Source organism: Spirillospora sp. NPDC046719 (assembly GCF_040645715.1).
Classification (GTDB): Bacteria; Actinomycetota; Actinomycetes; order Streptosporangiales; family Streptosporangiaceae; genus Spirillospora.
In genome coordinates, this window is the sequence record NZ_JBEYYT010000081.1 from 1 (window position 1) to 17,155 (window position 17,155).

16 protein-coding genes and 1 pseudogene are annotated in these 17,155 nt (G+C 73.6%); 9 read left to right on the forward strand and 8 right to left on the reverse strand.

Going from position 1 to position 17,155, the window contains the following annotated elements; genetic code table 11:
• Positions 1-753 (forward strand): annotated as a pseudogene (locus tag ABZ914_RS16570) (hypothetical protein); the annotation flags it as partial.
• A gap of 25 nt (positions 754-778) precedes the next feature.
• Here ABZ914_RS16570 and ABZ914_RS16575 read toward each other — a convergent pair.
• Positions 779-1,738, reverse strand: a complete 960-nt coding sequence (locus tag ABZ914_RS16575; RefSeq protein ID WP_500193746.1) for an alpha/beta hydrolase — start codon at positions 1,736-1,738, stop codon at positions 779-781.
• 174 nt (positions 1,739-1,912) lie between these two features.
• Here ABZ914_RS16575 and ABZ914_RS16580 point away from each other — a divergent pair, with 174 nt between their 5' ends.
• Entirely contained in the window at positions 1,913-3,316 is a 1,404-nt protein-coding gene (locus ABZ914_RS16580; RefSeq protein ID WP_500193747.1) for an amino acid permease, read from the forward strand.
• Here the strand turns inward: ABZ914_RS16580 and ABZ914_RS16585 are convergent.
• Together ABZ914_RS16585 and ABZ914_RS16590 are read right to left on the reverse strand one after the other, a co-directional pair.
• Positions 3,313-3,957, reverse strand: a complete 645-nt coding sequence (locus tag ABZ914_RS16585) for a LysE family translocator (protein WP_500193749.1) — start codon at positions 3,955-3,957, stop codon at positions 3,313-3,315. The two genes, ABZ914_RS16580 and ABZ914_RS16585, sit on opposite strands and share 4 nt — an antisense overlap.
• 43 nt (positions 3,958-4,000) lie before the next feature.
• Positions 4,001-5,032 (reverse strand): saccharopine dehydrogenase family protein, encoded by a 1,032-nt coding sequence (locus ABZ914_RS16590; RefSeq protein WP_500193750.1) that lies wholly within the window; start codon positions 5,030-5,032, stop codon positions 4,001-4,003.
• Between the two features lie 128 nt (positions 5,033-5,160).
• Between ABZ914_RS16590 and ABZ914_RS16595 the strand changes: the two genes are divergently transcribed.
• Complete coding sequence (locus ABZ914_RS16595; RefSeq protein WP_500193751.1) at positions 5,161-6,138, forward strand: AraC family transcriptional regulator; 978 nt, start codon at positions 5,161-5,163, stop codon at positions 6,136-6,138.
• A gap of 38 nt (positions 6,139-6,176) precedes the next feature.
• Positions 6,177-7,715, forward strand: coding sequence for a glycosyltransferase family 39 protein (locus ABZ914_RS16600; RefSeq protein WP_500193752.1), 1,539 nt, complete (start codon positions 6,177-6,179; stop codon positions 7,713-7,715).
• Positions 7,716-7,724: 9 nt separating this feature from the next.
• Here ABZ914_RS16600 and ABZ914_RS16605 read toward each other — a convergent pair whose 3' ends face one another.
• Positions 7,725-8,927, reverse strand: coding sequence for an MFS transporter (locus tag ABZ914_RS16605; protein WP_500193753.1), 1,203 nt, complete (start codon positions 8,925-8,927; stop codon positions 7,725-7,727).
• A 134-nt stretch (positions 8,928-9,061) separates the two neighbouring features.
• On the opposite strand from ABZ914_RS16605, the gene ABZ914_RS16610 reads away from it, so the two are divergent.
• On the forward strand, positions 9,062-9,529 hold the full coding sequence (locus ABZ914_RS16610; RefSeq protein WP_500193754.1) for a MarR family winged helix-turn-helix transcriptional regulator: 468 nt from the start codon (positions 9,062-9,064) through the stop codon (positions 9,527-9,529).
• Between the two features lie 12 nt (positions 9,530-9,541).
• On the opposite strand, the gene ABZ914_RS16615 is transcribed toward ABZ914_RS16610, so the two are convergent.
• The gene (locus ABZ914_RS16615) at positions 9,542-10,192 is read right to left on the reverse strand and encodes a DUF1444 domain-containing protein (RefSeq protein WP_347256928.1); all 651 of its coding nucleotides are present in this window, start codon (positions 10,190-10,192) and stop codon (positions 9,542-9,544) included.
• A gap of 155 nt (positions 10,193-10,347) precedes the next feature.
• Here ABZ914_RS16615 and ABZ914_RS16620 point away from each other — a divergent pair, with 155 nt between their 5' ends.
• The 4 genes from ABZ914_RS16620 to ABZ914_RS16635 are packed head-to-tail and all read left to right on the forward strand — an operon-like array spanning position 10,348 to position 13,991.
• Entirely contained in the window at positions 10,348-10,995 is a 648-nt protein-coding gene (locus ABZ914_RS16620) for an ABC transporter permease (protein WP_500193756.1), read from the forward strand.
• Entirely contained in the window at positions 10,988-12,199 is a 1,212-nt protein-coding gene (locus ABZ914_RS16625) for an ATP-binding cassette domain-containing protein (RefSeq protein WP_500193757.1), read from the forward strand. The genes ABZ914_RS16620 and ABZ914_RS16625 overlap by 8 nt, the downstream gene beginning before the upstream one ends.
• A complete protein-coding gene (locus tag ABZ914_RS16630; RefSeq protein WP_500193758.1) occupies positions 12,196-13,017 on the forward strand; it encodes an ABC transporter permease in 822 nt (273 codons plus the stop codon). Before ABZ914_RS16625 ends, ABZ914_RS16630 begins: the two co-directional genes overlap by 4 nt.
• Positions 13,017-13,991 (forward strand): glycine betaine ABC transporter substrate-binding protein, encoded by a 975-nt coding sequence (locus ABZ914_RS16635; RefSeq protein WP_500193759.1) that lies wholly within the window; start codon positions 13,017-13,019, stop codon positions 13,989-13,991. The genes ABZ914_RS16630 and ABZ914_RS16635 overlap by 1 nt, the downstream gene beginning before the upstream one ends.
• Here ABZ914_RS16635 and ABZ914_RS16640 read toward each other — a convergent pair.
• The 3 genes from ABZ914_RS16640 to ABZ914_RS16650 are packed head-to-tail and all read right to left on the reverse strand — an operon-like array spanning position 13,984 to position 17,145.
• Entirely contained in the window at positions 13,984-15,483 is a 1,500-nt protein-coding gene (locus ABZ914_RS16640) for a cobyric acid synthase (protein WP_500193760.1), read from the reverse strand. The genes ABZ914_RS16635 and ABZ914_RS16640 overlap by 8 nt on opposite strands.
• The gene (locus tag ABZ914_RS16645; protein ID WP_500193761.1) at positions 15,480-16,382 is read right to left on the reverse strand and encodes a cobalamin biosynthesis protein; all 903 of its coding nucleotides are present in this window, start codon (positions 16,380-16,382) and stop codon (positions 15,480-15,482) included. The genes ABZ914_RS16640 and ABZ914_RS16645 overlap by 4 nt, the downstream gene beginning before the upstream one ends.
• Positions 16,357-17,145 (reverse strand): phosphotransferase, encoded by a 789-nt coding sequence (locus ABZ914_RS16650; protein WP_500193762.1) that lies wholly within the window; start codon positions 17,143-17,145, stop codon positions 16,357-16,359. Before ABZ914_RS16650 ends, ABZ914_RS16645 begins: the two co-directional genes overlap by 26 nt.
• Positions 17,146-17,155 lie beyond the last annotated feature (10 nt).

Sequence of the window (17,155 nt, forward strand, 5' to 3'; positions counted from 1 at the left end):
CCCGGCCCGGCCGGCGGGTCGGGCAGCGGGCCGGGCGGTTCCGGCGGTGTGCCGAAGCGCCCGCTGATCATCGCGGGCGCCGCCGTCGCCGCGCTGGCCGTCGTCGCCGCGGTCGTGGCGTTCACCGTGCTCCGCCCGGACGGCCCGCCCGACAAGCTCGCCACCGTGTTCAGCGACGACTTCTCCAGCCAGGACTCCGGCTGGAGCGGCGGCGCCTACACCAGCCAGTACGGCTACCAGGACGGCAAGTACTGGCTCGACGTCGACAACTACAGCTCCTCGCGGTCGCGGGACGTGCCCAAGGACCCCAAGGACGTCCCGGAGAAGATGCTGATGACCGTCACGGTCACGGTCCGGCAGGGCGCGCCGGACGCGCACTACGGCATGGCGTGCCGGTCGGGCGACGACGGCAAGCAGCAGTACACGTTCCTCGTCCGGCACGACGGCAAGGGCGCGACGCTCCGCAAGACCAGCGCCGCCCTCGGTTCCAAGGAGCTGGCCTCGCCCGATTCCGTCCCGGGCTTCGCCAAGAAGGGGCCGAACAAGGTGCAGGTCGCCTGCGAGGGCGAGGACGGCGGCAAGAAGGTCCGGCTGCGGCTCTGGGTGAACGGGAAGCAGGTCGTCGACAAGACCGACGCCGACCAGCCGCTGCCGAACGGCGGGGCGAGGCTGCAGATCGAGCGGGGCGGCAACCAGGCCGACAAGAGCGTCGTCGGCTTCGACGACTTCGACCTCTCCAAGATCACCGGCTGACCGGGCGCACCCGGCCGGCCCGGCGTCACCCGTCGGCGGGCAGGTAGCCGGCGATCCAGCGGGCCAGCTCGGCGAACACCGCGCCGCGGGCGGGCTCGGCCGACAGCGTCAGGTCGTGCAGCCCGCCGTCGATCCGGACGAGGGTGACGTGCGGGCCGAGCCGGGGCGCCCACTTCGCCATGTGCGCGACGTCCAGGACGGCGTCGGCGCCGGTGACGTCGAGCACCTTGCGGGTGAGCCGGACGCTGCGCGCGGACGCCATCACCAGGACGGGCACGTCGATGTCCAGCCCGCGGTGCGCGCGCAGCTGGCCGCGCCGGATCGCGGCGAGCCACGCCGCGCGCACCGGGAACCCCTCGATCGGCTTCCAGGCGAGATCGAAGTCCCATTCGCCCTCGTGGTCGCGGTGGATGCTGCGCGGGTACCGGTCGTTCACCCCGGCGGGCAGCTCCGCCTTCGGGAACCGGGGCCGCAGCGCCCGCGCCAGCCCCGCGCCGATCGCGCGCATCGCCGGGGACTCGTTGATGTCGAGGAACGGGCTGTTCAGGAACACCCCGTCGATCAGGCCCTTGCCCTTCGCCCGGTCGGCCCAGAGCGCGGCGATGAGCCCGCCGGTGGAGTGCCCGTTCAGCAGCAGCGTGCCGTGCCCGTCCACGTCCCGGACGATCCGGACGGCCTCGTCGATCTCCGGGAAGTACTCCGTCAGGCTCTCGACGTAGTTCGGGGTCTGGTGCGGCCGCAGCGCCCGCCCGTACTTGCGCAGGTCGAGGGCATAGAAGTCGAAGCCGAGGCCGAGGTAGAAGTCGGCGAGGTGGGCCTGGAAGAAGTAGTCGACGAACCCGTGCAGGTACAGCACGGCCCGGCGGGACGGCTCCGCGCCGCGCCGCCGGACGAGGGTCGCCACGACCTCGCCCTCGGCGTCGTGTCCCATCGGCAGCTCGATCGCCTCGTATCCGGGGCCGAGCACGTCCTCCGTCACGTCCATCGCGTCTCCTTCGCCGTACCGCCCGCCCACAGCGTACGGCCAGGGCGCGTGCCGCTCGGAGCCCCCTATCCGGACGTCCGATATGTCGGTCGCAGAGGTCCGGAAGTCCCCTAAGGTGAGTGACGACCCCGTCACGGGTCGCGACCCCCGGCAGCGGACACGGAACCAGGAGCGATGACCGACACCACCGACGACCGCTCGACCCGGCTGCGGACGGGACTGCGCCGCCGCCACATGACGATGCTCGCCATCGGCGGCGCGGTGGGCGCGGGCCTGTTCGTCGGCAGCGGCGCCGTGATCGGCACCGCCGGGCCCGCCGCCGTCGTCTCGTACGCGGCGGCCGGCGTCCTGGTGCTGTGCGTGCTCCGGGCGCTCGGCGAGATGGTGGTGGCGCGGCCGGTCGCCGGGTCGCTCGCCGAGTACGCGCGGATGGCGCTCGGCCCGTTCGCGGGGTTCACGATCGGCTGGCTGTACTGGTACCTGTACGTGATCCTCGTCGGCGCGGAGGCGACGGCCGGCGCGGCGATCCTGGCGGGCTGGATCGACCTGCCGCAGTGGTTCCTCGCCGCCGCGCTGCTGGTGGTGATGACGGCGGTCAACCTGGTCTCGGTCCGCTCGTTCGGCGAGTTCGAGTTCTGGTTCGCCTCGATCAAGGTCGCCGCGATCCTGGTGTTCCTCGTGCTGGGCGTGCTCTGGGTCGCCGGCCTGTGGCCCCACTCCCCCGGCGGCCTGGACGTGCTCACCGGGCACGGCGGCTTCGCCCCCAACGGCGTCAAGGCGATCTTCACGGCGATCGTGGCGGTGATGTTCGCGTTCGGCGGGACCGAGATCGTCACGGTCGCCGCCGCCGAGAGCGAGGAGCCGGGCCGCGCCGTCGCGAAGGCGACCGGCAACGTGCTGTACCGCGTCGCGCTGTTCTACGTGCTGTCCATCCTGCTCGTCGTGTCGATCCTGCCGTGGAACGACGCCAAGGTGCTGACCAGCCCGTTCGTCAGCGCCCTGGACCGGCTGGACGTGCCGGCCGCCGGCACGGTGATGCAGGCGGTGATCCTCACCGCGGTGCTGTCGGTGCTGAACTCGGCGATCTACGTCTCGTCCCGGATGCTGTACGTGCTGACCCGGGACGGGGACGCGCCCGCCGGGCTGGTGCGGCTGAACCGGCGCGGCGTCCCCGTCCGCGCGATCCTGCTCGGCACGGTCGCGGCCTGGGGGGCGGTGATCGCCTCGTACACCTCGCCCGACCAGGTCTTCAAGTTCCTGATGAACTCGATCGGGGTCGTCCTCGCGTTCGTCTACGTGTCGATCATGCTGTCCGAGCTGCGGCTGCGCGCCCGGCTCCGGCGCGAGGACCCGGGCAGCCTCACCTACCGCATGTGGCTGTACCCGTACCTGTCGTGGCTGGTCGTCGCCGCGCTGCTGGCGGTGCTGGTGTCGATGGCGTTCATGCACGCCCAGCGGTCGCAGCTGATCGCCTCGCTCGTCAGCCTCGCGGTGGTCGCCGCCTGCTACCCGCTGCGCGCGCGGTTCGGCCGCAAGCCGCCCGTCACCGCTCCGCCGGCCCTCACGAAGGCGCCCTAGTCCTTCCTGCCGGTCGCGGCGATGGTGACGCCGAGGCCGATCATCATCAGGCCGCCGGTGCCGCCGATCGCGGCGAGCCGGCGCGGCGACCGGGCGAACCAGCCGCGTGCGGCGCCGGCGGCCAGCCCCCAGCAGCTGTCGCACAGCAGCGCGATCACCACGAAGATCAGCCCGAACACGAGCATCTGCAGCGGCACGTGCCCGCGCCCGCGGTCCACGAACTGCGGCAGCACCGCGGCGAAGAAGACCGTCGTCTTCGGGTTGGTGGCCCCGACGACGAAGCCCTGCCACAGGTCGCGGGCGCGGCTGCGGCCGGACGCGCCGCCCGCGCCGCCGATCGCCTCGGTCAGCGACCGGCGGTTCCGGAACGCCTGGACGCCGAGGTACACGAGGTAGGCGGCGCCCGCGAGCTTCAGCGCGGTGAACACCACGACGGACCGTTCCACGATCGAGCCGATCCCCAGCGCGACGGCGGCGACCAGCGCCAGCGCGCCGATCTCGTTGCCGACGACGCTGGTCAGCGCGGTGCCGCGGCCGTGCGCGAGGGCCCGGCCGACGACGAACAGCACCGTCGGGCCGGGGATCACGATGATGGCCAGCGCCATCGCGGAGAAGGCGAGCAGGTGTCCGGTCGACATCATGGACGAACAGTACGCACCGGACTTCCCGCCCGCCCACCGGTTTTCACGCGGTCTCGACCCGCCAGGTCGCGCCGGACGCCTCCAGGAAGCCGAGGAGATCGGCCGGGTCGAACGCCTCGGCGGGCGTGCGGGTCCCGGCGGGCGCCCCGTCCGCGACGAGCCGCCGCGCGCCCTCGACGGCGATCACCGCGGTGGTCCCGTACGCGTCCGTCCCGGTGACCACGCCGCGCACGGTCCGCCCGGACGGGTCGGACGCCTCGGCCAGCATGAGCCACCGGGCGCCCGCCCGGGACGCCTCGTCCGGACGCTCCGGGACGCTCTCCACCGCTTCGCTGGTCAGGCTCCCGAACAGGGCGGCGACCTCGGTACGGATCGCGGCCCGGACGCGCCGCGCCCGTACATGGCGCGGGACGGTGACGACGCCGGGCAGCGCGAAGGGCGCGACCGCGACCTTCTCCGGCTCGCCGGGCAGGGCGATCGTCCGGCCGGTGTCGCCGGCGGGCGCGGGAACCCAATCCCCGTCGCGGTACTCCAGCGGCGCCGCGCCGTCGGCCGCCGCCATCGACCGCGCGGTGCCGCGCGACACCGCACCGGGCCGCCGCAGGTCGGCGACCAGCAGGTCGTCGACGACGTCGAGCCGGGCGGCGACGAGCGCGGCGATCAGGTCGCCGGGCCCGCCGTCGTCGGCCAGGCCCGGGACGACCGTCACCCCCGCGCGCGCGGCGTCCGCGCCGAACGCGTCGAGGACGTGCCGCAGGTAGCCCTGCTCGCCCGTGGTGTCGACGTAGTGGCTTCCGGCGGCGATCGCGGCCCGTACGACCGGTTCGCCCCACAGCGCGAACGGTCCCGCGCAGTTGATCACGGCGTCGCAGTCGCGGAACGCCTCGGTGAGGACGGCGTGGTCCCGGAGGCCCGCGATCCGGAGGTCGGTGTCCGGCGCGCCGGCGCGGTCGGCGGCCGCGTGCAGGCGCTCGCGGTCGCGTCCCACGGCGACGGCCTCGATCCCCCGGCGGCGCAGTTCGGCGAGCGCCAGTCCTCCGGTGAACCCGCTCGCTCCGTAGACGGCGATTCTCATGGTGCCTCCCTGTCGATGTGCTCTCTGCGATCACCGTAGGGAGAGCGCGGGAGACTCCCCATGCCTGAGGATCCAGCCACCATGTCCATTCGTCTCGCGGCCGGATGCCTCGCGATACGGTCGGACACATGGACGTGCTCAGCGACGCGATCTCCGCCATGCGGCTCGGGCGGCCGCACTCCTCGCGCACCGTCCTGGACGCGCCGTGGGGCGTGCGGTTCGAGCCGCAGAAGGGCGCGGGCTTCCATGTGCTGCTCAAGGGCGCCTGCTGGCTGATCCCCACGGTGGGCGATCCGGTCCGGCTCGGCGTGGGAGACGTCGCGTTCCTGCCGCGCGAGCTGGGCCACGGCCTCGCGGACGTCCCTGAGCGTCCGCTGGCCGACGCGCGCTCCCTGATCCGCCCGCAGGCCGCGGGCGGGCTTGATACCGACGGCCACGGCACGGGCGACCACCGCACGGGCGACCACGGCGCGGACGGCCGTACGGAGATGCTGTGCGGCGCATACCAGCTTGACCAGTCCCGGGTGCATCCGCTGCTCGCCGAACTCCCCGACGTCGTCCACATCCCGGCGCGGATCGGCAGGCATCCGTCGCTGCGCGGCGCGATCGAGCTGCTCGGCCGCGAGCTGGACGGCGGGACGCGGCACGGCGGCGACGCCGCGCTGCCCGCGCTGCTGGACATCGTGCTGCTCTACATGGTGCGCGCCTGGTACGAGGACCGTCCGGCGGACGAGGCGACGGGCTGGGCGGCGGCGCTCCGCGATCCGGCGGTCGCGGCGGCGCTGCGGAGCGTGCACGACGAACCGGGCCGGCCGTGGACCGTCCGGTCGCTGGCCGAACGGGCGGGGCTGTCCCGCGCCGCGTTCGCGCGCCGCTTCACCGCCACGGTCGGCGCGCCTCCGCTGGCGTACGCGACGTGGTGGCGGATGACGGTCGCCGCGCGGCTGCTGCGGGACACCGACCTGCCGCTGCGGGCCGTCGCGGAGCGGGTCGGGTACGCGTCGGAGTTCGCGTTCGCGAAGGCGTTCAAGCGGGAGTTCGCGGAGGCGCCGGGCCGGTTCCGGGACGCGGCGAGCGGAGATGACCGGCCCTGGCCGGACGAATGATCGTGACCTAGGCCACATTCCCGGCATACGGTGATCGCATGTCCGCCCCCGCCGGCGCCGCGTCCGGGCCCGTAGGCGTCACGTCCCCGGACGGCCCGGCGCAGGTCGCCTGGCGGCCCGTGCTGCTGATGGCCGGCGCGCTCGGCGCGCTGCTGCTCGCGGTCGCCGCCCGCTACGGCTACCACCGCGACGAGCTGTACTTCCGCGTCGCCGGACGGCACCTGGCCTGGGGCTACCCCGACCAGCCGCCGCTGCTGCCGCTGCTGACCCGCGCCGCGACCGCGGCCTTCGGCGACACGCTCGTGGCGCTGCGCGTCCCCGCGGCCGTCTTCGCCGCGGCGGGCGTCGTGGTCGCCGCGCTCACCGCGCGGGAGATGGGCGGCGGGCGCCGCGCCCAGCTCCTCACCGCCGCCTCCTACGCGGTGTGCCCGTTCGCGGTCGCGGTGGGCCACAGCTTCTACACCGCGACGCTCGACCTGCTGCTGTCGACGGCGCTGGTGTGGCTCGTCGTCAGGTGGGTGCGGACGTCCGACCAGCGGATGCTGCTCGCGGCCGGCGCGGTCGCGGCGGCGGCGCTGAACGTCAAGTACCTGGCCGGGTTCCTGCTCGCCGCGATCGTCGCGGGCCTGCTCGTCTCCGGACCCCGCGACTTCCTGCGCCGCCCGATGCTCGCGGCCGGCGCCGCGGTCGTCGCGGTCGCGGTGCTGCCCGGGCTCGTGTGGCAGGCCCGGCACGGGTGGCCGCAGATCGACATGGCCGGGAAGATCGCGGACAGCGGCGACTTCGCCGGGCGGCCCGGCTTCGTCCCGTTCCAGATACTGATGACCGGGATCGTGCCGTCCTGGCTGTGGATCTACGGGCTGTGGCGGACGTACCGGTCGGACGCCCTGCGCCCGTTCCGCTTCCTCGGCCACGCGTACCTGCTGCTGAACGTCGTGTTCATCGCGACCGGCGGCAAGCCGTACTACCTGGCCGGGCTGTGGCCGGCGCTGTGGGCGGCGGGCGCCGTCGAGGTCGAGCGGCACGGCGCGCCGCGCTGGTGGGGCTGGGCGGCGACGGTCCCGGCGTACGCGGTGACGGCGGTGTGCAGCGTCGCGCTGACGCTGCCGGTGTACCCGGTGAAGTGGCTGGCCGGCACGCCGCAGCCGGTCATCAACGCCGACTCCGCCGAGACGGTCGGCTGGCCCCGCTTCGCGCGGGAGGTCGCGCGCGTCTACCGGACGCTGCCGCCGGACGAGCGCGCCAGGACCGTGATCGTGACGGGCAACTACGGCGAGGCCGGGGCGCTCGACCGGTACGGCCCGAAGCTCGGCCTGCCCCGCGCCTACAGCGGGCACAACGGGTTCTGGTACTTCGGCCGCCCGCCCGACACCGGTGGCCCCGCGATCGTCGTCGGCCCGGACACCGTCGCCGACGGCTCGTCGCTGAGCCGCTACTGGACGGACGTCCGCCCGGTGGGCCGCATCGACGACGGTGTCGGCCTCGACAACCAGGAGCAGGGCAAGCCGGTATGGGTGTGCCGGGGGCAGCGCGCGCCCTGGACCCGCCTGTGGCCCGAGTTCAAGAAGCTCGGCTGACCCGGGGCGTCAGCACGGCACGCGGCTCGCCTCGGCGGCGGGAGCGGCCGACGGCACCGTCCGGTCGCGGCGGTCGCGGCGGTCCAGCGCGCCGCCCACCAGCGCGGACGCGAACCCGGCGGCGCCGAGCAGGGCGGCCACCCAGAGCGTGGAGGTGTACCCGAGCCCGGCCCCGATCGCCAGCCCGGCGAGCGCGGGGCCGACCGCGTTGCCGAGGTTGAAGGCCGAGACGTTCGCGGCGGACGCCATGGTCGGCGCGGCGGCCGCCCTCTCCACCACCCACATCTGCAGCGGCGGGATCGTGGCCGAGGCGACGACGCCGAAGACGGTCAGCGTCGCCACCGCCGCGATCCGGTCGTGCGAGGTCACCAGCAGCACCGCCGACAGCGCGGTCAGCCCGGCGAGCGCGGCGAGGACCGTGGGCAGCAGCGCCCGGTCGGAGTAGCGGCCGCCGAGCGGGCCGCCGGCCAGCATCCCCGCGCCGAGCAGCGTCATCACCACCGGGACCGCGCCCTTGCCGAACCCGGTGACGTCGGTCAGCAGCGGCGCCACGTAGGTGACGACGGCCAGCACCGGCGCCCAGCCGAGCGCGGTGGTGGCGAGCGCCAGCCACATCCGGCCGCTGCGGAACACCGCCATCTCGTGCCGCAGCCCGCCCTGCGGGCGCGGACCGGACGGGACGAGCAGCGCGATCCCGGCGAGCGCGACGACGCCGATCCCGGCGACCGTCCAGAACGTGGCGCGCCAGCCGAGCTGCTGGCCGAGGAACGTGCCGAGCGGGACGCCGAGCACGTTCGCCAGGCTGATCCCGGTGAACATCAGCGCGACGGCCCGCGCGCGGCGCTCCGGCGCGACGAGCTCGGCGGCGACGACCGCGCCGACGCCGATGTAGGCGCCGTGCGCGAACGAGGCGACGATCCGCGCCGCGAGCAGGACGCCGAAGCCCGGCGCGAGCGCCGACAGCAGGTGCGCGGCGACGAACAGGGCCATCAGGCCGACGAGCATCGTCTTGCGGGGTAGCCGCGCGCCGAGGGCGGTGACCAGCGGAGCGCCCACCACGACGCCGAACGCGTAGCCGGACACCAGCAGCCCGGCGGCGGGGATCGAGGTGTGGAAGTCGGACGCGAGGTCCGGCAGCAGCCCGGCGATGACGAACTCGGTCGTGCCGATGCCGAAGGCGCCCAGCGCGAGGGCCAGCAGCGCGAGGGGCATGAGGGATCTCCTCGGGTAGAGTAGGCGGCGCCTGCAACAGCAAGCGCATGCATTTATTGCGCAAGCATGTATTTGCAGACGCCTGCTATATCACCATGCAAGTACCTGGCGCGCAACACGAGGAGGCGTGAGCCATGTCACCCGCCCAGCCGTCCGGCGCCCCCACCGGCACGGGCGACCGCGCCCAGGGCTGGCGGACCCTCGCCGCCCTGCACGCGCGCATCGAGGACGAGATCGAGCGCGCCCTCCAGCGGCGGCACGGCCTGAGCGTCAACGAGTTCTGCGTGCTGCACCACCTCGCCGGGCCCGACGGCCGGCACGTCCGGATGCAGCAGCTCGCCGACAAGCTCGTGCTCAGCCAGAGCGCGACGACCCGCCTGGTCGCCCGGCTGGAGAAGCGCGGCCTGCTCACCCGCGTGCTGTCGGAGGAGGACCGGCGCGGCATCTACGCCGAGGCCACCCCGGAGGGCCACGAACTGCACGCCGCAGCCGCCCCGACGCACAACGCCGCGCTCGATGACGCGCTGGCCGCGGCGGCCCGGCTGCCGGAGCTCGCACCGCTGGTCGCGGCGCTGGAAGGGCTGGCGAATCTGAAGGTGTGACGGCGGCCGGGCTCAGCCCGTCAGGATCTCCCAGGCCGTGCCGCGGCGGACCAGCAGGTCATGGGTCAGCAGGCTCCCGGCGGGCACGTCCCACGCCGGGTCCGCGACGCCGTCGCCGCGGTTCTCCGCCCACACCTGGCCGACCGCCCAGCGCAGCTTGTCGACGCCGTCCGGGTGCCCGGTGCCGGACGCCACGAACACGTCCCGCGCGGGGGCCGCGACGACGAGGTCCCCCTCCACGTCCTGCGCGAGCTTGTCGAGGAACCCCTCGTCCAGCAGCAGCGCCGCCTCCAGGCCGCCCCGTCGCGACGGGGCGCCCATCGGGCCGGGCTCGCCGAGCGTCACCGTCACCGCGCGCACGTCCGGGTACCAGCTGAGGCCGAGCTCCGGCCTGCGGTCCCGCAGGTTGATCACCGCCTGCCGGCGCAGGTCGCCGGCCGCGACGCCGAGCTCGGCGCAGTGCCGCGGCGCCACGTGCTCGTAGCGGCGGCCCGCCACCGCCGACTCGTCGGCGATCTCCAGCGCGTAGGTGACGTACAGGTCGCCGGCGAACGCGTCGCGGACCGGCTCCTCGTCCGGCGGCAGCGGGAACTCCAGCTGGATCTCCGCCGGAACCCGCGCCTTCATCAGCGGGACGATGAGACTGGACCGCTCGTCCGTCACCGACATTCCTCTCGTACCGACTGCCTCGCACGCGATCGCAACGCTGAGGTCGTTGAGGCTCGAGCTTAGTACGGGTGCGGGAGGGGCCGGACTGCCCCGCGCGGCGCGGGTGTGATCGCGCGGGCACGGTGGGTAGTGATCGTGGCGGAGGGGACGTGAACTTCTGGGAGTACCTGGGCAGCCGGCGCGAGCGGCTCCAGTTCGAGACCTGGCAGCACGCCAGCATGGTGTTCCAGTGCGTGCTGGCCGCGCTGGTGCTCGGGCTGCTGATCGGGCTGGCCGTCTACCGCAGCGGCCGGCTCTCGGCGGTGGCCACCAGCACCGCCGGGGTGGTCTTCACGATCCCGTCGCTGGCGCTGCTCGGCCTGCTGATCACGCCGCTCGGCCTCGGGGTGGCGCCGAGCGTCGTCGCGCTGACCCTGTACTCGCTGCTGCCGATCGTGCGGAACACCGTCGTCGGGCTGGCCGGCGTCGACAGGACGCTGGTGGACGCGGCGCGCGGCATCGGGATGACCCGCACCGCGATCCTGCTGCGGATCGAACTGCCCCTCGCGTGGCCGGTGATCCTCACCGGCGTCCGGGTGAGCACGCAGCTCGCGATGGGGATCGCGGCGATCGCCGCGTACGTGTCCGGGCCGGGGCTCGGCGAGCAGATCTTCTCCGGGCTGGCCCGGCTCGGCGGTGCCAACGCGATCAACATGACGCTCGCCGGGACGGTGCTGATCATCATCCTGGCGCTGCTGTTCGACGGGTGCTTCGTCCTGATCGGGCGGCTGACGACCCCGCGGGGCGTCCGTGTCTGAGGGCGGCGTGCGGGATGCCGGCGGCACGGCGGCGGCCGCGGGCGACGACGACGGCGCCGGGCGCGGCGGGATCCGGCTGATCAACGTCACCAAGCGGTACCCCGGGCAGGCCACCGCGGCCGTCGACGACGTCACGATGACGATCCGCAGTGGCGAGATCGTCGTGCTGCTCGGCCCGTCCGGCAGCGGCAAGACCACGATGATGCGGCTCATCAACCGGCTGATCGAGCCGACGTCCGGGAAGATCTTCGTGGCGGGGCGGGACGCGATGGGCCTCGACCCGACGGAGCTGCGCCGCCACATCGGCTACGTCATCCAGAACGCCGGGCTGTTCCCGCACATGACGGTCGCGACGAACGTCGGCCTCGTCCCACAGATGCTGAAATGGGACAAGAAACGGATCGCGGCCCGCGTCGACGAGCTGCTCGACCTCGTCGACCTCGATCCCTCCCAGTACCGCGACCGGTACCCGCGCGAGCTGTCCGGCGGCCAGCAGCAGCGCGTCGGCGTCGCGCGCGCGCTCGGCGCCGACCCTCCCGCCATGCTGATGGACGAGCCGTTCGGCGCCCTCGACCCGATCACCCGCGGGAACCTCCAGGACTCGCTGCTGCGGCTCCAGGAGGAACTCGGCAAGACGATCGTGTTCGTCACCCACGACATCGACGAGGCGCTCAAGCTCGGCGACCGCATCGCGATCCTCGACAAGGGCTCGCGCGTCGCGCAGTACGCGACCCCGCAGGAGATCCTGCTGAACCCGGCCGACGCGTACGTCGAGCAGTTCCTCGGCGGCGGGCAGGCGATGCGGCTGCTGCAGTTCAGCCGGGTCGCGGACGTGCCGCTGCAGGAGGTGCCGCGGGCGCGGACCGGCGACGACGCGGCGGAGGTCCGGCGCCGGATCGAGGGCGGCGAGACCGGCTTCGCGATCGTCCTGGACGAGCGGGACCGGCCCGTCCGCTGGGCCCATCCCGAGGACCTGGAGGGCGTCACCGGGCCGGTCGGCGAGCGCGGCATGGCCGTCGCACCGCCGATCCGGGCCCGCGACACCCTCCAGCAGGCCCTCGAGTCGCTGATCCAGATCGAGCACGAGTGGGTGCCGGTCGTCGGGCCGCGCGGCGTCTACCGCGGCACCGTCACCCTCGGCACCCTGCAGAACGCGATCAAGGAGATGAAGGACCGCGCGCGGACCCGGAGGCGGACCCCGTGAGCGCACCGCCGCCCGCCGCCCCTGCGCCGTCCGGGGAGGCGCCGGCGGAGAACCCGGGCGCCGCCGCCGAGCCGCGGCAGTCGCTGCACACCCCGACAGGGCGGTCCTGGCGGTCGTGGCTGGAGCCGGTCGCCATCGTCCTCATCGGCGCCGCGTGGCTGCTGTACGTGGAGAACTCGAACCTGGACAGCATCGCCGCCCGCAGCCTCGCGACACGCTACGTCGGGCGGAAGACCTGGGAGCACATCGAGCTGACCGTCGTGTCCACGCTCGTCGTGCTGGTGATCGCGATCCCGCTCGGCGTCCTGCTGAGCCGCTCGTGGGCGCGTCCCGCCACGCCGTTCGTGCTGGCGATCGCCAACGTCGGGCAGTCCGCGCCCGCGATCGGCGTGGTGGTGCTGCTCGCGGTGATCTGGGGCATCGGCTTCTGGACGGCCGTCGTCGCGCTCGTCGCCTACGGGGTGCTGCCCGCGCTCCGCAACACCATGGTGGGGCTCCAGCAGGTCGACCCGACCCTCACCGACGCGGGGCGGGGCATCGGGATGTCGCCGGGCACGGTGCTGCGCCGCGTCGAACTCCCGCTGGCGGCGCCGGTCATCCTGGCCGGCATCCGCACCACGCTGGTGCTCATGGTCGGGACGGCGAGCATCGCCGCGTTCATCAGCGGCGGCGGGCTCGGCGACCTCATCACCAGCGGCGTCAGCACCCAGCGCACCCCCGTGCTGCTCACCGGCTGCGTCCTCATCGCGCTGCTCGCGCTGCTGATCGACTGGCTCGGCGGGATGGCGGCCCGGGCCCTCGCCCCGAAGGGGCTGTGATGCGGCGCGGGCTCCTGGCGGCCGGCCTGGCGCCGGTACTGCCGCTCCTCCTCGCCGGATGCGGGCTCAAGCCGGCGTCGGCGTTCCTGCCGCACATCGAGCCCGGCAGCATCCGCCCCGTCCCGGACCTGAAGGACGCGACGATCCGGGTCACCTCGAAGGAGTTCACCGAGCAGATCATCCTCGGCAAGATCGCGGTGCTGGCGCTCACCGCCGCCGGCGCGAACGCGGTCGACCACACCAACGTGCAGGGCAGCGTCACCGCCCGCAAGTCCATCACCAGCGGGGACAACGACCTCGCCTGGGAGTACACCGGCACCGGCTGGATCACCTACCTAGGGCAGGAGAACCCGATCCCCGACCCGCAGAAGCAGTTCGAGGCCGTCCGCGACCTCGACATGAAACGCAACCACATCGCCTGGCTGGCGCCTCCGGCGCCGCTCAACAACACCTATGCGATGGCGGTCACGACCGCGAACCAGAAACGGTTCGGGCTCACCGACCTCTCCGACATGGCGAAAGTCCCGGCCGGTCAGCGGACGTACTGCGTCGACCCCGAATTCTTCGCCCGCAACGACGGGCTGCGCGGAATGCTCCAGGCGTACGGACTGTCCTACGGGTCGAGCGTCCCCGCCGGGAACGTGCGGCAGATGTCGTCGGGCGTCGTCTACAGCGCCACGTCGAGCGGGAAATGCACCTTCGGCGAGGTGTTCACCACCGACGGCCGCATCCAGGCGCTCCACCTGCACGTGCTCGGCGACAGCAAGCACTTCTTCCCGAACTACAACCCGGCCATCACCGTCCGCGAGACGGTATTGCGCGCGCATCCGGAACTCACGGGGCTCTTCGCGAAGATCAGCCCCCGGCTCACCACCGGCGTCATGCGGAACCTGAACAGCAAGGTCGACGTGAACGGCGACGACCCGGTGCTCGTCGCCCGCGACTGGATGCGCGAGCAGGGGCTCATCAAATAGCCGGGGCGCCCCCCGGCGGCACGACCGGCAGGCCGTCCGGCGCGCCCTTCTCGATGAGCCGCCACACGGCGTCGGTGTCGAGATGCCGCTCGACGAGGTCGCCCAGCGCGTCCAGCGTCGCTTCCCGCAGCGCGGCGAACGACACGTCCGGCGCCAGGGTGAAATCGCGTCCCGCCGTCTCCGCGACGTCCTTCAGGAAGGCCCGCCGGAATCCGTCGTTCTCCATGGCACCGTGCCAGGTCGTCCCCCAGACGGCGCCCACCCGGCACCCGTCGAGGAAGGGCTCGCCGCCTTCCACGGACACGATGCCGTGGTGGATCTCATAGGCGTCGACATTCTCGCCATAGGCGCTTCCCGTGGGCCGCCCGAGGGTCTTTTCGCTCTCGAAGACGACCCTTGTCGGCAGCAGGCCGAGCCCTTCGACGCGCCCGGTCCCCGATTCGACGCCGTCCTCGATCTCCCGCGCGAGCATCTGATGGCCGCCGCAGATGCCGAGCACCGGACGCCCTTCCCGGGCCCGCCGCACGATCTCGTCCGCCATTCCCCGCTCGCGCAGCCACGCCAGATCGCTGACCGTCGCCCGCGTCCCCGGCAGCACCACGAGATCGGCCTCCGCGAGGTCGCCCGCGCTGGCGGCGTACCGCACCACGACGCCCGGCTCGCAGGCCAGCGCGTCCAGGTCGGTGAAATTCGAGACGCGCGGGAACCGCACGACCGCGATCCGCAGCGTCTGCCTCCCGAAAGGCGCGGCGGCATCGGGACGCGGCGCGTCCAGGGCGAGAGTGTCCTCGGAATCCAGATAGAGCCCGAGCGTCCACGGCAGCACGCCCAGAACGGGACGCCCGGTGAGCCGCCGCAATTGCTCCAGCCCCGGCTCCAGCAATTCCTTCGCGCCCCGGAACTTGTTGACGACGAATCCCGCGATGAGCGCCTGATCGGCCGGCTCCAGCAGGGCGACGGTCCCGAACAGCGACGCGAACACCCCGCCGCGGTCGATGTCCCCGACCACGACGACCGGGAGGTCCGCCATTCTCGCGAGGCCCATGTTGACGATGTCCCCGGCGCGCAGATTGATCTCCGCCGGGCTCCCCGCGCCCTCGCAGACCACCACGTCGTACTCGCTCCGGAGCTGGTCCAGGCTCTCCTTCACGACCCCGCGGAGCCGTTCCTTGTGGTCGCCGTACTGGAGCGCGTCCACCTCGGCGACGGGCCGGCCCAGCACCACGACCTGGCTGCGCCGGTCGCTGCCCGGCTTCAGCAGCACCGGGTTCATCACCGCCCGCGGCTCCACCCCGGCCGCCTGCGCCTGCATGTACTGCGCCCGCCCGATCTCGGCGCCGTCCGCCGTCACCATCGAGTTCAGCGACATGTTCTGCGCCTTGAACGGCGCCACCTTCACGCCCCGCCGCGCCAGCCACCGGCACAGCCCGGCGGTCACCACGCTCTTGCCCGCGTCGGACGTCGTCCCCGCGACCAGCAGACCGCCGCTCACCGCGCCGCCCACACCAGCGCCGCCGCCGCGGCCGTCACCGCCGCCGACAACCGCACCGCCCGCCCGATGTCGCGGACCTCCGGAGCCCGCCCGTCCCCCATCTCGGGCCGCCGCTCCACCGCGCCGCCGTACGAGTTCGTGCCGCCCAGCCGGACCCCCAGCGCGCCGGCGAACGCGGCCTCGCACCGTCCCGCGTTGGGGCTCGGGTGGTTGCCGCCGTCCCGCCGCAGCACGCGCCACGCGTCCCGTCCCGAACAGAGGACGACGAGCATCCCCGTCACCCGCGCCGGAACCCAGTTCGCCGCGTCGTCCAGCCGCGCCGCCGCCCACCCGAACCGCTCGTAACGCCGATTCCGGTAGCCGACCATCGCGTCCAGGGTGTTGACGGCCCGATAGGCCAGCAGCCCCGGAATGCCGCCCACTGCCCCCCACACCAGCGGGGCGATGGCCGCATCCGACGTGTTCTCCGCCACCGATTCCACGGTCGCCCTGGCCAGTGCCGCCTCGTCCAATCCCTTGGGGTCCCGCGCGCACAAGTGCGGAAGCCGCCCCCGCGCGGCGTCCAGATCGCCCTCGTTCAGGACCCGCTCCATGGCGAGCCCTTCACGTCCCAAAGACGTCCCGCCCAGAACGGCCCACGTGGCGGCCGCAGTCAGCACGACCCTCAAAGGCCCCCGCGCCTTCCGTTCCAGCAGCAGCCCCGCGGCCACGGCACCGCTCACGAGAACCCCGGCGTAGACGACGCCCGCCGCCCGCGAATCCCGGTACACCAGCCGCTCGAACCCCGACGCCAACCGCCCGAACCCCGCGACCGGATGCCCCCTCCTCGGATCCCCGAGAAGCGCGTCCAGCGCCACCCCCAGAACCAGCCCTTCAGCAGAGCCGCGCATCAAGCTCATCCCAGTGACGCTCCAACCAGTCCTGCGCCCGCCGGATCCGCGGGCCCGCCCCACCCTGCCAGATCCGCGCCCAGCCGCCGCCCCGGGCCGCCCTCGCCCGCATCGCCTCGTACGACCGCTCGAACCGCACCCGCGCCGCCGGCAGCACCTCCCGCCGCCGCTCCCGGTCCAGCCCGTACGCGTCGCAGAAGATCCGCACCCGGCGCGCGACGTCCGCCCCGTAGAGGAGCGCGTCCCGGTCCGCCGGATCGGCGATCGGCGCCCAGTGCCGCAGCGCCGTCACCACGTCGTACAGCCGCGTCGTCGGCCGCGCCAGGTCGAAGTCGATCAGCGCCGCCGGGGCACCGTCCCGGAACACCACGTTCTCCGGCGTCACGTCGCAGTGCCCGATCAGCTCCGGCGGCCCGTCCAGATTGGACGCCTCCCGATCCCAGTCCCCCTCGGGCACCCCGTACGAGACCACCGCGTCGTGATACCGCCGCAGCAGCACGCCGACGCCTCGCAGCGCGTCCTCCGACACCGCGTACCTGGGCAGCGGCCGGTGCGGCACGTCGCCCGGAACCCAGCTGAGGATCTCCCGCCCGCGCTCGTCCACCCCGAGCACCCGCGGCGCCCCGTCGAACCCGGCCGCCTCCAGGTGCCGCAGCAGCCCGTGCACCGCCGCACTGTGCGCCCGAAGCGGCCTGCGCACCGTGTTCCCCACCCGCACCACGCCCTCCGTCACGTCTCCGCCGGAGAGCGGCACCTCGCTGTCCACCGCCACAGCACCCCAA

Coding starts and splice junctions, on each gene's coding strand:
- ABZ914_RS16575 (WP_500193746.1), bottom strand. CDS start 1,738: ATGGACGTGACGGAGGACGTGCTCGGCCCCGGATACGAGGCGATCGAG.
- ABZ914_RS16580 (WP_500193747.1), top strand. CDS start 1,913: ATGACCGACACCACCGACGACCGCTCGACCCGGCTGCGGACGGGACTG.
- ABZ914_RS16585 (WP_500193749.1), bottom strand. CDS start 3,957: ATGATGTCGACCGGACACCTGCTCGCCTTCTCCGCGATGGCGCTGGCC.
- ABZ914_RS16590 (WP_500193750.1), bottom strand. CDS start 5,032: ATGAGAATCGCCGTCTACGGAGCGAGCGGGTTCACCGGAGGACTGGCG.
- ABZ914_RS16595 (WP_500193751.1), top strand. CDS start 5,161: ATGGACGTGCTCAGCGACGCGATCTCCGCCATGCGGCTCGGGCGGCCG.
- ABZ914_RS16600 (WP_500193752.1), top strand. CDS start 6,177: ATGTCCGCCCCCGCCGGCGCCGCGTCCGGGCCCGTAGGCGTCACGTCC.
- ABZ914_RS16605 (WP_500193753.1), bottom strand. CDS start 8,927: ATGCCCCTCGCGCTGCTGGCCCTCGCGCTGGGCGCCTTCGGCATCGGC.
- ABZ914_RS16610 (WP_500193754.1), top strand. CDS start 9,062: ATGTCACCCGCCCAGCCGTCCGGCGCCCCCACCGGCACGGGCGACCGC.
- ABZ914_RS16635 (WP_500193759.1), top strand. CDS start 13,017: ATGCGGCGCGGGCTCCTGGCGGCCGGCCTGGCGCCGGTACTGCCGCTC.
- ABZ914_RS16645 (WP_500193761.1), bottom strand. CDS start 16,382: ATGAGCTTGATGCGCGGCTCTGCTGAAGGGCTGGTTCTGGGGGTGGCG.